Source organism: Falsiroseomonas algicola (genome assembly GCF_011040385.1).
In the GTDB taxonomy this organism is placed as follows: domain Bacteria; phylum Pseudomonadota; class Alphaproteobacteria; order Acetobacterales; family Acetobacteraceae; genus Falsiroseomonas; species Falsiroseomonas algicola.
Genome location: NZ_JAAIKB010000024.1, coordinates 24,866 through 39,320 on the forward strand (window position 1 = coordinate 24,866; position 14,455 = coordinate 39,320).

Below are 14,455 nucleotides of genomic sequence, written 5' to 3' on the forward strand. Positions count from 1 at the left end.
GGCCCTTCCGGCAGGCGAAGCCGTGTTTCTGCGCCCGAAACGCTGCGCAGCCGTGTTGCGCGCCTGCGCCGCAGGATTGAAACGCAGCCGAGGCTATCCCGCCGGGGCCATCAACCCCAGCGAGGACCACCCCCATGCCTGTCATCATCGGCGGCGCCGCAGCGGACATCATCACGCCCGGCGTCACCACCACCCGGCCCATCGGCACCCGGCCCAGCTTCGGCGCCGATACCATCGACGGCGCGGGCGGCAACGATACGATCGATGGCGGCGGCGGCAATGACTGGCTGCTGGGCGGCGCTGACGATGACAGCGTCGCCGGTGGTACGGGTGCCGACACGGTCTTCGGCGGCACGGGTGCCGACACCCTCCTCGGCGGCTTCGGCAACGACCTGCTCAAGGGCGAGCAGGGCAATGACCGGCTGGACCTGACCGAGGCCGGCATCGGCGATCTCTGGGAGATGGCCGATGGCGGGGAGGGAGCCGACCTGCTGATGGGCCATCAGGCCGCGGTGAAGGGGGCCAACGTGTTCCTCGCCGGCGGCGCCGGCGACGACACGATCAGGGGCTACGGCATCTACGACAACATTGCGGATTACGGCCAGGCCGCGCAGGGCATCAAGGCGACGCTCGGCACGACCGGCAGCGTCGTCACGGGCGCGGAGGTGGACACGCTGGACCAGGTGATCCGCATCCGCGCCACCGCCTTCAACGATACGCTGTCGGGCAGCGGCGCGGCGGAAACCTTCATGCCGGGCCGGGGGACCGATACGATCAGCGGCGGCAGCGGCCAGGACTGGATCGACTACTCCGACGAGAGTGCCGCCGTGAAGGTGGACATCGCGGCCAAGCAGGCGACCGACGGCGGCGGGGCCACCGACAGCTTCACGGGCATCGAGAACGCGACCGGCGGCAGCGGCGACGACACGCTGATCGGCAATGACCAGGTGAACGTCTTCCGCGGCATGGCCGGCGCCGACCAGATCGATGGCGGCGCGGGCTGGGACAGCGTGCGCTACGACCTTGCGGGCACGACGGACGGCACGGCCGGCACGCTGCCATCGGGCATCATCGCCAGCCTGCAGGCCAACGAGGTGACGGACAATTGGGGGAACAAGGACACGCTGTCCAACATCGAGGAGATCGTCGGTTCCGACCTCGCGGATGACATCACCGGCCGCAGCGGCGACAACAACAACCACCTGAAGGGGCTGGGTGGCAACGACACGCTGCGATCCCCGCTGGCGGACCAGCCGGTGCTGGCGGATTACCGCGAGAGCCCGCAGGCGATCGAGATCAACCTCTCCGCCATCGATGCCGTCAGCAGCTTCGGCAACACCATCGCGGCCGGCACCGGCAAGGATGGCCACGGCTTCGTCGACACCTTCGACAAGATCCAGGGCATCATCGGCAGCAGCCAGGGCGACTGGATCCAGGGCGGCGACCAGCCCTGGGAGTATGGCGAACGCCTGCTCGGCTGGGCCGGCAACGACACCATCATCGGCGGCTGGGGCGACGATACGATGTTCGGCGGCCAGGGCGTGGATGTGCTGGTCGGCGGCAAGGGCATGGATTTCCTGTCCTTCGCGGCCTACGCCTCCTCCGAGGGTACGCAGACCCAGGGCGCCATCGCCAATCTGCTGACGGGCGTCATCGCCAATGACGGCTGGGGCAATGTGGAGAGCCTGGGCGCGAACAATGAGTTCGAGGTGCTGCTCGGCACCGCCTTCGGTGACGACTTCACCGGCAAGAAGATCGCCGATGCCGGCGTGATCGCGGAGCAGATGGAATGCCAGCTGCGCGGCGGCGCGGGGCAGGACACGCTGCGCGCCGCGGCGGGCGATGAGCGCTGGGTCTCCGCCGACTACATGACGGACACCAAGGGCGTCACCGTGAACCTGTCGACGCAGACGGCCACCGATGGCTGGGGCTTCCAGGACGTGCTGATCAACATCGGCGGCACGCGGGGCAGCGCCTTCGATGACGTGCTGACCGGCAATGCGGGCGACAACTGGTTCCGCGGCGAGAAGGGCAACGACGTCATCAATGGCGGCGATGGCGTGGACCTCGCCAGCTGGTTCAGCAGCGAAAATGGCGTGCTGGTGGACCTGATCGCCGGCACGGCGCAGGACGGCTACGGCACGGTGGATACGCTGATCTCCATCGAGCAGGTGGTGGGGTCCAAGGCCAACAACGACACCATCTTCGGCAGCAACATCGACAACCGGCTGTCCGGCTTCGGCGGCAATGACCGGCTGGATGGCCGCGGCGGGATGGACAGCCTGTTCGGCGGCATGGGCGCGGATACGCTGATCGGCGGCACGGGCGCGGACAAGCTGACCGGTGGCGATGGCGCGGACCGGTTCCTGTGGCAGAACAGCGGGCAGGGCGGCGATACGGTGTTCGACTTCGCGGGCGGCGCCGGCGGTGACCGCCTGGTCTTCGAGGCCGCGGGCTTCGGCGGTGGGCTTGCCGTGGGCACGCTGGCCGCGGGGCGCTTCGTGGCGGGGACGAATGCGCAGGCGAATGCCGGCTTCGGGCAGTTCCTCTACAACACCGGGACCGGCGCGCTGAGCTGGGATGCCGATGGGAATGGCGCGGGCAGCGCCGTGCATATCGCCACCTTCGACACCCTGCCGACGCTGACCGCGAGCGACATCCTGATCGGCTAGTCCAGCAGTTCCGGCGGCGCCTCCTGGTCGGTCTCGTAGAGCTCGATCGGGGGGATGGCGCCGGGCTTCCAGTCGGGATCGTCCCAGGCGGCCATCTTGCCGGGGTTGAGCAGGCCCTTGGGGTCCGCCTGCCGCTTGAAGTCGAGCTGCGCCTGGTCGACCAGCTTCATGCCCCCTTCTTCCAGCAGGAAGGTGTGCGGGTTGAAGATGGGGCTGCCGGCTTCCTCGTGGATGCGCATGATCTCCGCCAGGCGCTCCTCCGTCGTGAAGCGGACGATCGGCAGGCCGATGGCGCAGACGGTGCCGGCGAAGCGCACGGCCTCCACATGGAACAGCACCTCGTCGCCGAAGCGCTTCTCGAGCGTTTCGATCAGGGCGAGGTGGTCGGGAGCCGGGAAGAGGGATTGCAGATAGGTGATGGTCTTGTCGGTCTTCAGCACCTGCAGCGTGGTGTGGTTCCAGGAATGCTCGTAGCAGGGCACGGCGGCGTCTTCCGTGCGTTCGCGATGAATCTCCTGCCCGGCGTGATCGGCGATGAGCCCATCCAGCCGTGCGAGGTCGGGTGCTGCAACCATCAGGCACGCGACGGCCATGCCCGCCGGCACCTTCGCGCCCCAATGGCGGAAATGCTTCTGCGGCAGGGGCGCGGGGACGACGCAGGCGAGCTTCTTCGTGATGTCGTCGCGCCGCGCCAGCGCATCGGCGAAGCGGCAGGCGGCGGGGAGCGTCCCGAAGGCCACGACGACGTCGATCCACTCATGCGCGGGGGCGAGGGGCATCTCCAGCGCGGTGATGATGCCGTTGGTGCCATAGGCATGGTTGGCCTGCTGGATCTCCGCGCCGCGGAGTTCCAGCACGCGCGGCTCGGCCTCCATGGTCATGACGCGTAGGCCGAGGATGTTACCCGGTGCGCGCAGCCCGCCCCAGGTGATGCTGCCGACACCGCCGGAGCCGCCCGCGATGAAGCCGCCCAGCGTGGCGGTGCGGAGCGTCGAGGGATGGATGCGGAGCTCCCCGCCCACATCGCGGCGCAGCTGCGCGTCGAGGTCGATGAGGCGGATGCCGGCCTCCGCACGGACCATGCCGGGCTCGGCGTGCAGGATGCGGTTGAGGCGCAGCAGGTCGAGCACGATGCCACCGCGGAGCGGCATGGCCTGGCCGTAATTGCCGGTGCCGCCGCCGCGGGGCGTGACGGGCACGTCATGCGCATAGGCGGCGGCGAGGAGGGCGCGGAGCTCCGCCTCGTCCCGCGGCGCGACCACCGCTTCGCCGGTGACGCGATTCAATTGGCGCTTCAGCACCGGGGAGTACCAGAAGAAGTCGCGCGACTTCTGGCGCACCAGGGCCGGGTCGGTGGTCCAGTCGAGCCCTGGCAGCGCGTTCATCACGGCCGTCACGCCACCGGTCATGCTTCGTCTTCCCTGAGCCAGGCCGCGACATCGAAGGCGGCGAGTTGCGTGAACAGGTCTGCCAGCCGGGTGGCTGCGTGGTCCAGCAGCGCCTGGCCCATCGCGGGCGTGGCGGCTGCGGCGTTGCCCACGGCGCCGGCGGGATGCAGGTCCTGCGCCTGCCAGCCCGGCGGCATGGCGCGTAGCGCGGGCGGCAGGGCCATGAGGCGGCTGGTGAAGTCGCAGGCGCTTTCCATCCGCACGCTGGCGGGGGAGAGGGCGAGCATGAGCGCCGTCTCGTCCCTTCCGGCATGGATGCCGAAGGCGGCCTCCACCGGGTCATGCAGCGCCGCGGGGCGGCCATGGCGCGGCCAGGCGGTATTGAGGACGAGGATGTCGTGTGCCTGCCGGACGCGGAAGGCCGCCGCTTCCAGCACCGGGATGTTGCCGCCATGGCTGTTGATGATGACGAGGCGGTCGAGGCCCGCCCGTGCGACGCTGGCGCCGATATCGCTGACCAGCGCCAGCAGCGTCTCCGCCGAGAGGGTCAGCGATCCGGGATAGCGCAGATGCTCGGCGGCAAGCGCGACCTTGATCGTTGGCAGGACCAGCAGCGGCACCTCGGCCGGCAGGCGGGCCAGCGTCGCCTCCACCACGCCCTCGCCGATCACCGTATCGACGGAAAGCGGCAGATGCGGCCCGTGCTGTTCGGTGCTGGCGACCGGCAGCATCGCGATGGTGTTGCGCGGCAGGTCGCGGAAGGCGGGCCAGGGAAGATCCTGCCAGAGGCGGGAGGCGGTCATGCGTCGGGGTTATCGAAGCGGGGCGAGTGGCGCAAGCGCGTTGGACAAGCCGCGCCGGGCTGTGGGACCGTGCCGTCGCCGCCCCGAATCAGGACGCCCCATGCCGATCACGCCCGCCCCCGTCACCCGCCGCGCGCTGCTGGGCGCCGGCCTCGGCGCCCTTGCGCTGCGCGATGCCGCGGCGCAGGCCGCCTGGCCGAGCCGCCCGATCCGCTTCATCGTCATGACGCCGCCGGGACCGGGCAGCGACCAGATGGCCCGCGCCCTGGCGGGGCACTACCAGACCACGCTCGGCCAGCCCGTGGTGGTGGAGAACCGGCCCGGCGCGGGGGGCGCCATCACGGCGCAGGCGGTCGCGACGGCGACGGATGGGCACACGATCGGCCTCGTCTTCGGCGGGCCGACGACGACGGCGCGGATGCTGAACCCGGGCCTGCCCTATGACCCCGCGACGGCCTTCTCCTCGGTCAGCCTGCTGACGCGGTCTCCCTTCGTGCTGACGGTGCATCCATCCTTCCCGGCGAAGACATGGGCGGAGTTCGTCGCCGTGCTGCGCGCCAATCCGGGCAAGTATCGCTATGCCTCGATCGGGCCCGGGACGACGACGCACCTGGCGATGGAGGAGACGAAGCAGCGGCTCGGCCTGGATATCGAGCACGTGCCCTATCGCGGCTTCGCGCCGGCGACGCTCGACCTGCTGGCGGGGCGCGTGGAGGTGATGTTCCACTCCCCCTTCAGCGCGCTGCAGCACATCCGGGCCGGCGCGCTGACGGCGCTGGTGCAGACCGGCGACCGGCGCGTAGCCCAGATGCCCGACGTGCCGACACTGGCCGAGGCCGGGCTGCCCGACAGCGCCTTCTTCGGCTGGACCGGCATCATCGCGCCGGCGAGTTTCCCGCCCGCGGTCGCGGAACGCCTGGCGGCACTGACGCGGGAGGCGATGGCGAAGGACCCCGCGGCCCGGGGCGGCATGGAGGAGACGGGGGCGGAGATCGTCGGTTCCGCGCCCGCGGAACTGGCGGCGCTGCAGCAGCGGGAGACGACGCGCTGGGGCGCCGTCATCACGCGGCTCGGGCTGACGGTGACGGACTGAGCCTCAGTTCAGGGTGACGTTGCCGGCGCGGACGACGTCCCGCCACTTCGTGACCTCGTCCCGCACCAGCGCGGCGAACTCGCCCGGCGTGGAGGCAGCGACGATGAAGCCCTGGGCGGCGAAGGGGTCGCGGATCTCCGGCTGGGCGAGGGCGGCGGCGACTTCAGCGTGCAGGCGGGCCAGCACGGGGGCGGGCGTGTTGGCGGGGGCGAAGAGGCCCTGCCAGGAGGTCGCCTCGAAGCCCGGCAGCCCGGCCTCCGCCATGGTGGGGACGTTGGGCAGCAGCGGGTGGCGCTCCGGCGAGGTCACGGCGAGCGCGCGCACGGCGCCGGACTGGATGTGGGGCAGCGTGACCAGGACATCGGCAAACGACGAATAGACGAGCCCCGCAATGAGATCCGTCGTCGCCTGGGCGGAGCCGCGATAGGGCACGTGGGTCAGCGGCACGCCGGCGCGCTGGGCGAACATCTCCCCGGTCAGATGCATCGAGGTGCCGTTGCCGGGCGTTGCATAGGTCAGCGGCGCGCTGGCGGATGCGCGGGCGGCGGCGATGTAGCCGGCGACGTCGCGCGCGGGGCTCGATGGGTTCACCACCAGCACCAGCGGCGCCGAGACCAGGCGGGAGACCGGCGCGAAATCGCGCACGGGGTCATAGGGCAGGTTGGGGAAGAGGCTGGCGGCGATGGCGTTGCTGCCGGTGACGCCCATCAGCAGCGTGTGGCCGTCCGGCGCCGATTTCGCGACCATGTCGGCGCCCGTCGTGCCGCCGGCGCCAGGGCGGTTCTCCACCAGCACGGTCTGGCCGAGGCTCGCCGTCATGCGCTCCGCCAGGCGCCGCGCCAGAAGATCCGTGCTGCCACCGGGCGGGAAGGGGACGACGATGCGGATGGGGCGCGTGGGCCAGGCCTGCGCGAGGGCGGGCGCGGCGATCGCGGTCAAGGCAATGCCGCCGAGCAGGCGGCGCGTCAGTGTGGTCATCGTCAGGTCTCCCCGTTGGATGGCGGGCCCCAGCCCCCGCCGCCGGCAGTCTCGATGATCAGCAATTCCCCGGCCAGCCAGGCAAAGCGGGCCTTGGAGGGGAAGGCGCGTTCGGTCCCGTCCACGGCCACCAGCCGAAGCCGCGCCACGCCGCCCGCGCCGCCACCGAGCGCGCCAGGCGCGCCGGCCAGGTGGCGTTCGCCGCGATAGGAGATCTCCGCCGTGCCCGACAGCAACCGATAGGCGCGGCGGACGCCATCGCCGCCCTGCATGGCGCCTGCGCCGCCGGAACCGCGGTGGCGGGCGAAGGCCTCCACGCGGATGGGCGCGATCTCCTCCAGCACCTCGGCGGGCAGGTTGCGGGCGTTGGAGACATCGGCGGAGAGGGCGTGCAGGCCGGGGCGGTCCGGACCACCGCCCTCTCCGCCCGCCAGGATTTCAGTGAACATCCAGCGCCTGCCCTCGTCATCGGTGCCGGCGACGGCGAGCACGACGGCGACGCCGGCATTGGAGGCGCGGGCGCGGCGTGGCGCCAGCCGGGCATGTGCGGCGAAGAGCGCGTTGGTGGCGAGCTTCACCGTCGCGGTGCGCGCATTCACCGCGGCGGGGAAGCGCGGATTGACGACGCTGCCCTCGGGCAGCGACAGGTCCAGAAGGTCGAGCAGCCCGTGATTGGCCGCGGCCCCCGGCGCGATGCGCTGCAGCAGGGCGAAGCAGGCAGCGAGCAGGCCGGAGGGGGCGGCATTCACCGGCCCCGCCGTCTGTGGCGCCGACCCCGCGAAATCCACCGCGAGGCGCGGGCCGGGCAGGCGTTTCAGGGTGGCGCGGATCGGCACGGCATCGGGCGTGATGCCATCGCCTTCCAGCGCAACCTCGGCGCTGGCCTCGGCTTCGGGGATCGCGTCCAGCGCCAGCGCCAGCGCGTCCCGGGCTTCGTCGAGCAGCGACGCCGCGCGGCTTGCGAAGGCCGCCACACCGATGCGCGTGGCCAGGGCGGAGACCTCGCTGGCGGCCTGCGTGACGGCGGCCCACTGCGCGTCGAGGTCGGCGCGCAGCATGGCGGGGGTGCGGGTATTGGCGAGCAGGATGGCGGCGATGCCCGCATCCTCGGCACCGCCGCGGCGCCACTGCACCGGCGGCAGGCGCAGCCCTTCCTGGAAGATGTCGCGGGCATCGGGCGGGATGGAGCCGGGCGCCAGGCCGCCGACATCCTGGTGGTGCAGGATGGTGCCGGCCAGGGCCACGACCTGGCCCTCCGCCAGGATCGGGCGCAGCAGGATGAGGTCCGGCAGATGCGTGCCGCCGGACCAGGGATCGTTGGTCAGGAAGCCGTCGCCCTCCGCCATGCCCGCTGCCGGGAAGGCACGGAGCATGCCGGCGATGGCGGGGATCATCCCGCCGAGCAGCAGGGGCAGGGACCGCGCCTGGGCCAGCACGCGGCCATCGGGCAGGAAGAGGGCGGCCGCGCAATCCATGCCCTCCCGCGCCACGGGCGACTTCGCCTTGGCCAGCAGCATGTCCTGCATGCGGTCGGCAAGGCCTTCGAGGGCGATGCGGAGGATGGCGGTGTCGCTCATGCGGCGCGGTCCAGCAGCAGGGCGCCGTCGCTTCGCAGCGAGGCGCGCCAGCCCGCGGGGATGCGCGCGGTGGCGGTGCCGTCGTCCAGCAGCAGCGGGCCGGCTGCCGTGCCGGTGAAGGGCGTGCCGTTCCGGCAACGCCAGGCGGCGGGGAGGGCGGGCGGCGTATCGAGCATTCCGCTCGCCGCCATCACGCCGGGGCAGGGCGGGATCAGCACGCGCGGGCAGCCGATGAGGGCGGCGATGGCGGCGGCCAGCAGCGGGCCGAAACCGCCGCCGGCGACCAGCAGCGACAGGTCGGGATGGATGTTGCGACGGAGCGCGATGCGGCGGAGCGATTCCGCCAGCATGGCCTCCGCGATGGCGAGCGTGCCGGCATCGCCATTGCCATCACCCGGCAGCCAGCCGGCGGCGCGGGCGGCGGGAGTCAGCGCATCGCCGCCGATCGGCAGGCTCTCCACATCCAGCGCCTTCAGCCGGAAGGCGAGGGGGCCGAGCGTCACGCTGCCCGTCTCCAGCGCGACGCCATCGCGCACCAGGCTGACCTCCGCCGTCGTGCCGCCCATGTCGAGGCCGATGGCGGTGGGCACATCGGATGCCCAACGCGCCACGGCGCGTGCGCCGGCGGCGGGGCCCGACAGCACCAGCGGCAGGGGCGCTGCCAGCGCCTCGTTCGGCGAGGCGGCGCGCCCATCGGCGAGCGCGAAGCGGGGCTCGGGCAGGCCGGCCGCGACCAGCGCCTGTCCGACCGGCGCAAGCGTCCGCGCCACCAACGGCTTCAGCGAGGCATCGAGCATTGTGGCCAGCAAGCGCTCGAACTCCCGCGTCTCCGGATCGACGCGGTGGGACAGCGACAGCGCCGTGCCGCGCGGCAGGGCGGCCGCAACAGCGCGCTCATGCGTGGGGTTGCGATGCGCGAAGAGCAGGCAGGCCGCGACGGGCAGGTCGGGCAGCGCGGGCAGGGCCGTCAGGTCGAGCGGCGCGACCTCCACGCCGCGCGCATCGATGCGGCCGGGCAGGCCGAAGCGGAGCTTGGGCGGGGAGAGCCAGGCGGGCACCGGCGGCGGCGGGTCCAGCGCATCGGGGTCGCGGCGCGACTGGCGGCCGAGATCGGGCAAATCCTCGAAGCCCTGGGTCGTGATCAGCACGACGGGCGAGGCCGTGCCGGTCAGGATCGCATTGGCGGGGAGCGTGGTGGCGATGGTGATGCGGGCCGGCGTGAGGCGCTCCGCCTGGCAGAAATCGATGATGGCGGCGGCAAGGTCCGTGGCCTCCGCGCGCGGGCGCTTGGCGATGCGCGCGGGGCCGCCGCCCTCCGGCGCCGCGATGATGTCGAGGAAGCTGCCGCCCTGGTCCAGCGCCAGGGCGTGGCGCGGCCTCACGCCGCGCGCCGGAAGCGGGTGGGGGAGAAGGGCGCCAGGTCCACCTCCGGATCGCGCCCGGCGACGAGGTTCGCGACCTCCCGCCCCGTCGTCGCCGCGCCGCACATGCCGACATGGCCATGGCCGAAGGCGAACCAGGCATTGTCCACGCGCGGCGCCGGGCCGATCACCGGCATGGAATCCGGCAGGCAGGGGCGGTGGCCCATCCATTCGCTGGTGCGCGAGGTGTCGAGATGCGGGAACATCTCCCGCCCCCGCTCCAGCAATGCAGCGGCTCGGCGCATGTCGGGCGGCGCCTTCAGCCCCGCGAATTCGACGGAGCCCGCAAGCCGAAGCCCCATGCGCATCGGGTTCACCATCATGTTGTGCTCGACCGCCATGACGGTGTGACGGAGTGCGAGGTTGTTGCTCTCCACCGTCACGTGGTAGCCGCGCTGCGTCTCCAGCGGGATGGCGGGGCCAAGCTGCGCGGCGAGCTTCGCCGACCAGGCGCCACCGGCCAGCACCACGCCCTCCGTCTCCCGGCTCGTGCCGTCATCGAGCGTGAGGCCGGTGACGGAGCCGCCCTTGACCGTGAGGCCCGTGACGCGTGCGCGCACCACCTGCGCGCCATCGGCGACGCATTGGTCGAAGATCGCGCGCGTCAGCGCGGCGGGGTCGAGCGTCGATCCGTTCTCCGGCGCCAGGATGCCGAAGCGGAAGCGGCCCTTGAGGTCGGGCTCCAGCGCGACGAGTTCGTCCTCGCCCACGTCGCGCATTTCGACGCCGAGGCTGCGGCGAAGCTTCATGCCCCAGGCCCATTGCCGCGCCGCTTGCTCGCCGGAATAGACATAGAGGCAGCCGCTGCGGCGCATCAGGCCCGTGGCGTTGGCGCGCTGCAGGATCGGCTCATAGCAGTCGAAGATGGGCGCCAGCAGGCCGCGCATGGCGGTGGCGATGCGCGTCACCTCCGCGGGCGTGGAGGCCTGGAGGAAGCGGGCGATCCAGGGCGCGACGATCGGCGCGTACCACCAGCGCACCGTCAGCGGGCCGAGCGGGTCGAGCAGCCAGCGCGGCACCTTCTTCCACATCCCCGGCATGCCGACCGGCAGGCAGGCGGAGGGGGAGAGGGAGCCGGCATTGCCGAAGCTCGTGGCCTCCGCGGGGCCGAGCGGGTCGATGAACGTCACCTCATGCCCATCGCGTTGCAGCCAGGCGGCGCAGCAACTGCCGACGATGCCGTTGCCGATCACCGCGATGCGCATGGGTAGCCCTTCTGTCGTGGGAGCGCGAGCGTAACCGCCGGCTTTGCAGGCGTGAACCCCGCTGCCATGCTGGGCGCAACCGAAGGAGGAAACCCCATGACCAGCCGCCGTGCCCTGCTGGGCGCTGCCGCCGCGCTGCTCGCGGCGAAGCCTGCCCTCGCCGCCTTCCCGGACCGGCCCATCCGCGTGGTCGTGCCCTTCGCGCCCGGCGGCAATGCGGATGTGGTGGCGCGGCTGCTGCAGCCGCGGTTGCAGGAACGGCTCGGCCAGCCGGTGGTGGTGGAGAACCGGCCCGGCGCAGGCGGCAGCCTGGGCGCGCAAACCGTCGCGCGATCGGCGCCGGATGGCTACACGCTGCTGATCGGGTCGAACGGGCCGCTCAGCGTGAACCCCGTGGTGCAGGCGCGGCTGCCCTATGACGCGGCGAAGGATTTCGCGCCGATCGGCATGGCGATGCAGGTGCCGCATTGCCTGGTGGTGCAGGCAAATGCGCCGCAGCGGCGGCTGGCGGAACTGGTTTCGGCATCGCGTGCGCGTGCGGATGGGCTTGGCATCGGCACGGCAGGGGTGGCGAGTGCCACGCATCTGTCGATGGAGGCCTTCGCCGCGGCCAGCGGCGCGCGGCTGCTGCATGTGCCCTATCGCGGTGGTGGCGCCGCGGTGCCGGACTTCATCGCGGGCAACATCCCGTTGCTGTTCACGGAATTCTCGACGGCGCTGCCGCTGCATCGCGCGGGGCAGGGGCGCATCCTGGCCATCGCATCCGCCGCGCGGCTGCCCGCGCTGCCGGAGGTGCCGACGATGATCGAGGAAGGCACGGCGGGCTTCCTGGCGGGGTCCTATGTCGGCCTGCTGGCGCCCGCCGGCATCCCGGCGGAGGCGATGCGGGCGCTGGGCGGCGCCATGGCGGCGATCGTGCGGGAGGAGGATTTCCGGGCCCGCATGGTGGCGATGGGGGGCGAGGTCGCGTCCGATGCGCTGGCGACGCCGGCCGGCTTCGCGGCGCTGATCGCGGAGGACCTGCAACGGTCGCGCGTGGCGGCGGAGAAGGCGGGCATCCGGCCGGAGTAGGGCCGGCTGGACAGGGACGCAGGGCGGCGCGACAAGCGGCACAACATCAAGGAGGACGTCGATGACGAAGCGCATGCTGCTGGCCGCCCTGCTGGGCGGCGCGCTCGCCATGCCTGCCGCGGCGCAGGAAACCTACCCGAACCGCGCCATCCGCTTCATCGTGCCCTTCGCCGCCGGCGGGCCTTCCGACATCGTGGCCCGCATCATGGCGCCGCGCATGGCGGCGACGCTCGGCCAGCCGGTGGTGGTGGAGAACCGCGTCGGCGCAGGCGGCGTCACCGGCGTGGATGTCGCGGCCAAGGCGGCGCCGGATGGCTACACCTTCGCCATCGGCAGCGCCGGCGCGCTGGCGATCTCCCCCAATCTCGGCCGCGGCACGCCCTATGACCCCGTGCGGGACCTGGCGCCGATCACGCTCGGCGTGCTGGTGCCGGAGCCGGTGGTGGTGCCGGCCGTTTCCCCCTTCCGCACCATCCAGGAGCTGGTGGCGGGGGCCAAGGCGCGGCCGGGGGCGCTGAATTTCGGGTCCACCGGCAATGGCAGCATGCCGCATCTGGCGGCGGAACAGCTGCGCGCGGCGGCGGGGATCGAGATCGTCCACATCAGCTACAACAGCGGCGGCCAGCTGGCGACGGCGATCCTGCGGAACGAGGTGCAGCTGGGCTTCGCCGACCTGCCGGTGCTGCTGCCGCAGATCCAGGCGGGGTCGCTGCGCGCGCTGGCCGTGGGCACGCCTCGGCGCCTGTCCTGGCTGCCGGATGTGCCGACGATGACGGAGGTCGGGCTGGCCGCGGTGGACGCCAGCAACTGGCACGGCCTCGTCGCCTCCGTCCGCACGCCCGCCGGCCCGCTGGCGGCGCTGCGCCGTGCCGCGATCGGGGCCCTGCAGGATGCGGAGGTGATCCGCCTGCTGGACGCGCAGGGCGCCATTCCCGGCGGCAACAGCCCGGAGGAGTTCGGCGCCTTCATCCAGCGGGAGAACGCGAAGTGGGGCGAGGTGATCCGCCGGAACAACATCCAGGCGGATTGATCAACCCGGGCGTTTCGCAACCCGCCGTTCCCGGGGTTTCACCCTGGGGGCGGCGGGTTTTCCATGCGCGCAGCAAACTTGCGCATGTGACAGTTTTGTTGCAATGGAATGGCAGGAGCGCGGGGCGACGGGAGGCGGTTGTGCCACGCCCGCGGCATCACACGGGATGAGGGAAAGAAGAACCATGCAACGCCGCCTGCTGATCCCGGCCATCGCCCTGGCCGCGCCGCTCGGCCTGGCCTCGCCCGCCGCGGCGCAGGGGACGCTGAACCTCTACTGCTCCGTCCAGATCGAGTGGTGCCAGGCCATCGCGACCAACTTCAACCGCGACACCGGCATCCGCGTGAACATGACTCAGCGCGGATCGGGCGAGAGCCTGGCCGCCATCCGGGCCGAGGCGCAGAACCCGCGCGGCGATGTGTGGTTCGGCGGCACCGGCGACCCGCATCTGGCGGCGGCGGAGGAGAACCTCACCCAGGCCTATGAAAGCGGCAACAACGCCGCGCTTCATCCCTGGGCGCTGACGCAGTGGAACCAGTCCGGCCGCCGCGCCATCGGCGTCTACGCCGGCGCGGTCGGCTTCGGCTACAACAGTGAACTCCTTGCCCGGAAGAACATCGCGCCGCCGACCTGCTGGGCCGACCTGGCCGATCCGCGCTTCCGCGGCGAGATCCAGGTGGCGAACCCCAATTCCTCCGGCACCGCCTACGTCATCATCGCGACGCTGGTGCAGCTGATGGGCGAGGAGGAAGCCTTCGCCTATATGCGTCGCCTGCACCCGAACGTGAACAGCTACGCCCGCAGCGGCACCGGGCCCATCAAGGCCGTGGCGCGGGGCGAGACGGGCGTGTCGCTCAGCTTCGTGCATGATGCGGTGACGGAGCGGAATGCAGGCTTTCCCGTGGCCTACAACACGCCCTGCGAGGGCACGGGCTACGAGATCGGCTCCATGTCCATCATCCGCGGCGCGCGCAACATCGCGCAGGCGCGGCGCTTCTATGACTGGGCGCTGACGGAGCCCGCGCAGCGCCTGGGCTTCGAGGCCGGCGGCCAGCTGCAGCAGCCTTCCAACCGCAGCGCGCCGCTGCCGCCCAATGCGCCGGACCTCGGGCGCATTCGCCTCATCGAATACGACTTCGCGAAGTATGGCCGTGCCGCGGAGCGCCGGCGCCTGATCGAGCGCTGGGACCGCGAGGTCGGCTCGCTGCCGCGCTGAT

The 14,455-nt window shown here is 72.0% G+C and carries 11 protein-coding genes; 5 read left to right on the plus strand and 6 right to left on the minus strand.

The window, feature by feature from the left end; translation table 11 throughout:
- Positions 1-134: 134 nt before the first annotated feature.
- On the plus strand, positions 135-2,672 hold the full coding sequence (locus G3576_RS29045) for a beta strand repeat-containing protein (RefSeq protein ID WP_164697998.1): 2,538 nt from the start codon (positions 135-137) through the stop codon (positions 2,670-2,672).
- Here G3576_RS29045 and G3576_RS29050 read toward each other — a convergent pair.
- Together G3576_RS29050 and G3576_RS29055 are read right to left on the minus strand one after the other, a co-directional pair.
- A complete protein-coding gene (locus G3576_RS29050) occupies positions 2,669-4,081 on the minus strand; it encodes an FAD-binding oxidoreductase (RefSeq protein WP_235952521.1) in 1,413 nt (470 codons plus the stop codon). The two genes, G3576_RS29045 and G3576_RS29050, sit on opposite strands and share 4 nt — an antisense overlap.
- The gene (locus G3576_RS29055; protein ID WP_164697999.1) at positions 4,078-4,863 is read right to left on the minus strand and encodes a creatininase family protein; all 786 of its coding nucleotides are present in this window, start codon (positions 4,861-4,863) and stop codon (positions 4,078-4,080) included. Before G3576_RS29055 ends, G3576_RS29050 begins: the two co-directional genes overlap by 4 nt.
- Before the next feature lie 100 nt (positions 4,864-4,963).
- Between G3576_RS29055 and G3576_RS29060 the strand changes: the two genes are divergently transcribed.
- Positions 4,964-5,956 carry a Bug family tripartite tricarboxylate transporter substrate binding protein gene (locus G3576_RS29060; protein ID WP_164698000.1) on the plus strand — a complete coding sequence of 331 codons (993 nt, stop codon included), beginning with the start codon at positions 4,964-4,966 and terminating at the stop codon, positions 5,954-5,956.
- Positions 5,957-5,959: 3 nt separating this feature from the next.
- Here G3576_RS29060 and G3576_RS29065 read toward each other — a convergent pair whose 3' ends face one another.
- The 4 genes from G3576_RS29065 to G3576_RS29080 are packed head-to-tail and all read right to left on the minus strand — an operon-like array spanning position 5,960 to position 11,137.
- The gene (locus G3576_RS29065) at positions 5,960-6,934 is read right to left on the minus strand and encodes a tripartite tricarboxylate transporter substrate binding protein (protein WP_164698001.1); all 975 of its coding nucleotides are present in this window, start codon (positions 6,932-6,934) and stop codon (positions 5,960-5,962) included.
- Between the two features lie 2 nt (positions 6,935-6,936).
- Positions 6,937-8,511: a hydantoinase B/oxoprolinase family protein gene (locus G3576_RS29070; protein WP_164698002.1), complete on the minus strand. Its 1,575-nt coding sequence runs from the start codon at positions 8,509-8,511 to the stop codon at positions 6,937-6,939.
- Positions 8,508-9,893, minus strand: coding sequence for a hydantoinase/oxoprolinase family protein (locus G3576_RS29075; protein WP_164698003.1), 1,386 nt, complete (start codon positions 9,891-9,893; stop codon positions 8,508-8,510). Before G3576_RS29075 ends, G3576_RS29070 begins: the two co-directional genes overlap by 4 nt.
- Complete coding sequence (locus tag G3576_RS29080; protein ID WP_164698004.1) at positions 9,890-11,137, minus strand: NAD(P)/FAD-dependent oxidoreductase; 1,248 nt, start codon at positions 11,135-11,137, stop codon at positions 9,890-9,892. Before G3576_RS29080 ends, G3576_RS29075 begins: the two co-directional genes overlap by 4 nt.
- Positions 11,138-11,233: 96 nt before the next feature.
- On the opposite strand from G3576_RS29080, the gene G3576_RS29085 reads away from it, so the two are divergent.
- The 3 genes from G3576_RS29085 (at position 11,234) to G3576_RS29095 (ending at position 14,454) form a co-directional block, all read left to right on the plus strand.
- The gene (locus tag G3576_RS29085; RefSeq protein WP_164698005.1) at positions 11,234-12,208 is read left to right on the plus strand and encodes a Bug family tripartite tricarboxylate transporter substrate binding protein; all 975 of its coding nucleotides are present in this window, start codon (positions 11,234-11,236) and stop codon (positions 12,206-12,208) included.
- Between the two features lie 61 nt (positions 12,209-12,269).
- A complete protein-coding gene (locus G3576_RS29090; RefSeq protein WP_164698006.1) occupies positions 12,270-13,238 on the plus strand; it encodes a Bug family tripartite tricarboxylate transporter substrate binding protein in 969 nt (322 codons plus the stop codon).
- Between the two features lie 184 nt (positions 13,239-13,422).
- The gene (locus tag G3576_RS29095; RefSeq protein ID WP_164698007.1) at positions 13,423-14,454 is read left to right on the plus strand and encodes an ABC transporter substrate-binding protein; all 1,032 of its coding nucleotides are present in this window, start codon (positions 13,423-13,425) and stop codon (positions 14,452-14,454) included.
- Position 14,455 lies beyond the last annotated feature (1 nt).

Bases quoted from the DNA above. Each gene is read 5' to 3' on its own strand.
- G3576_RS29045 (WP_164697998.1), top strand. From the start codon at position 135: ATGCCTGTCATCATCGGCGGCGCCGCAGCGGACATCATCACGCCCGGC.
- G3576_RS29050 (WP_235952521.1), bottom strand. From the start codon at position 4,081: ATGACCGGTGGCGTGACGGCCGTGATGAACGCGCTGCCAGGGCTCGAC.
- G3576_RS29055 (WP_164697999.1), bottom strand. From the start codon at position 4,863: ATGACCGCCTCCCGCCTCTGGCAGGATCTTCCCTGGCCCGCCTTCCGC.
- G3576_RS29060 (WP_164698000.1), top strand. From the start codon at position 4,964: ATGCCGATCACGCCCGCCCCCGTCACCCGCCGCGCGCTGCTGGGCGCC.
- G3576_RS29065 (WP_164698001.1), bottom strand. From the start codon at position 6,934: ATGACCACACTGACGCGCCGCCTGCTCGGCGGCATTGCCTTGACCGCG.
- G3576_RS29070 (WP_164698002.1), bottom strand. From the start codon at position 8,511: ATGAGCGACACCGCCATCCTCCGCATCGCCCTCGAAGGCCTTGCCGAC.
- G3576_RS29080 (WP_164698004.1), bottom strand. From the start codon at position 11,137: ATGCGCATCGCGGTGATCGGCAACGGCATCGTCGGCAGTTGCTGCGCC.
- G3576_RS29085 (WP_164698005.1), top strand. From the start codon at position 11,234: ATGACCAGCCGCCGTGCCCTGCTGGGCGCTGCCGCCGCGCTGCTCGCG.
- G3576_RS29090 (WP_164698006.1), top strand. From the start codon at position 12,270: ATGACGAAGCGCATGCTGCTGGCCGCCCTGCTGGGCGGCGCGCTCGCC.
- G3576_RS29095 (WP_164698007.1), top strand. From the start codon at position 13,423: ATGCAACGCCGCCTGCTGATCCCGGCCATCGCCCTGGCCGCGCCGCTC.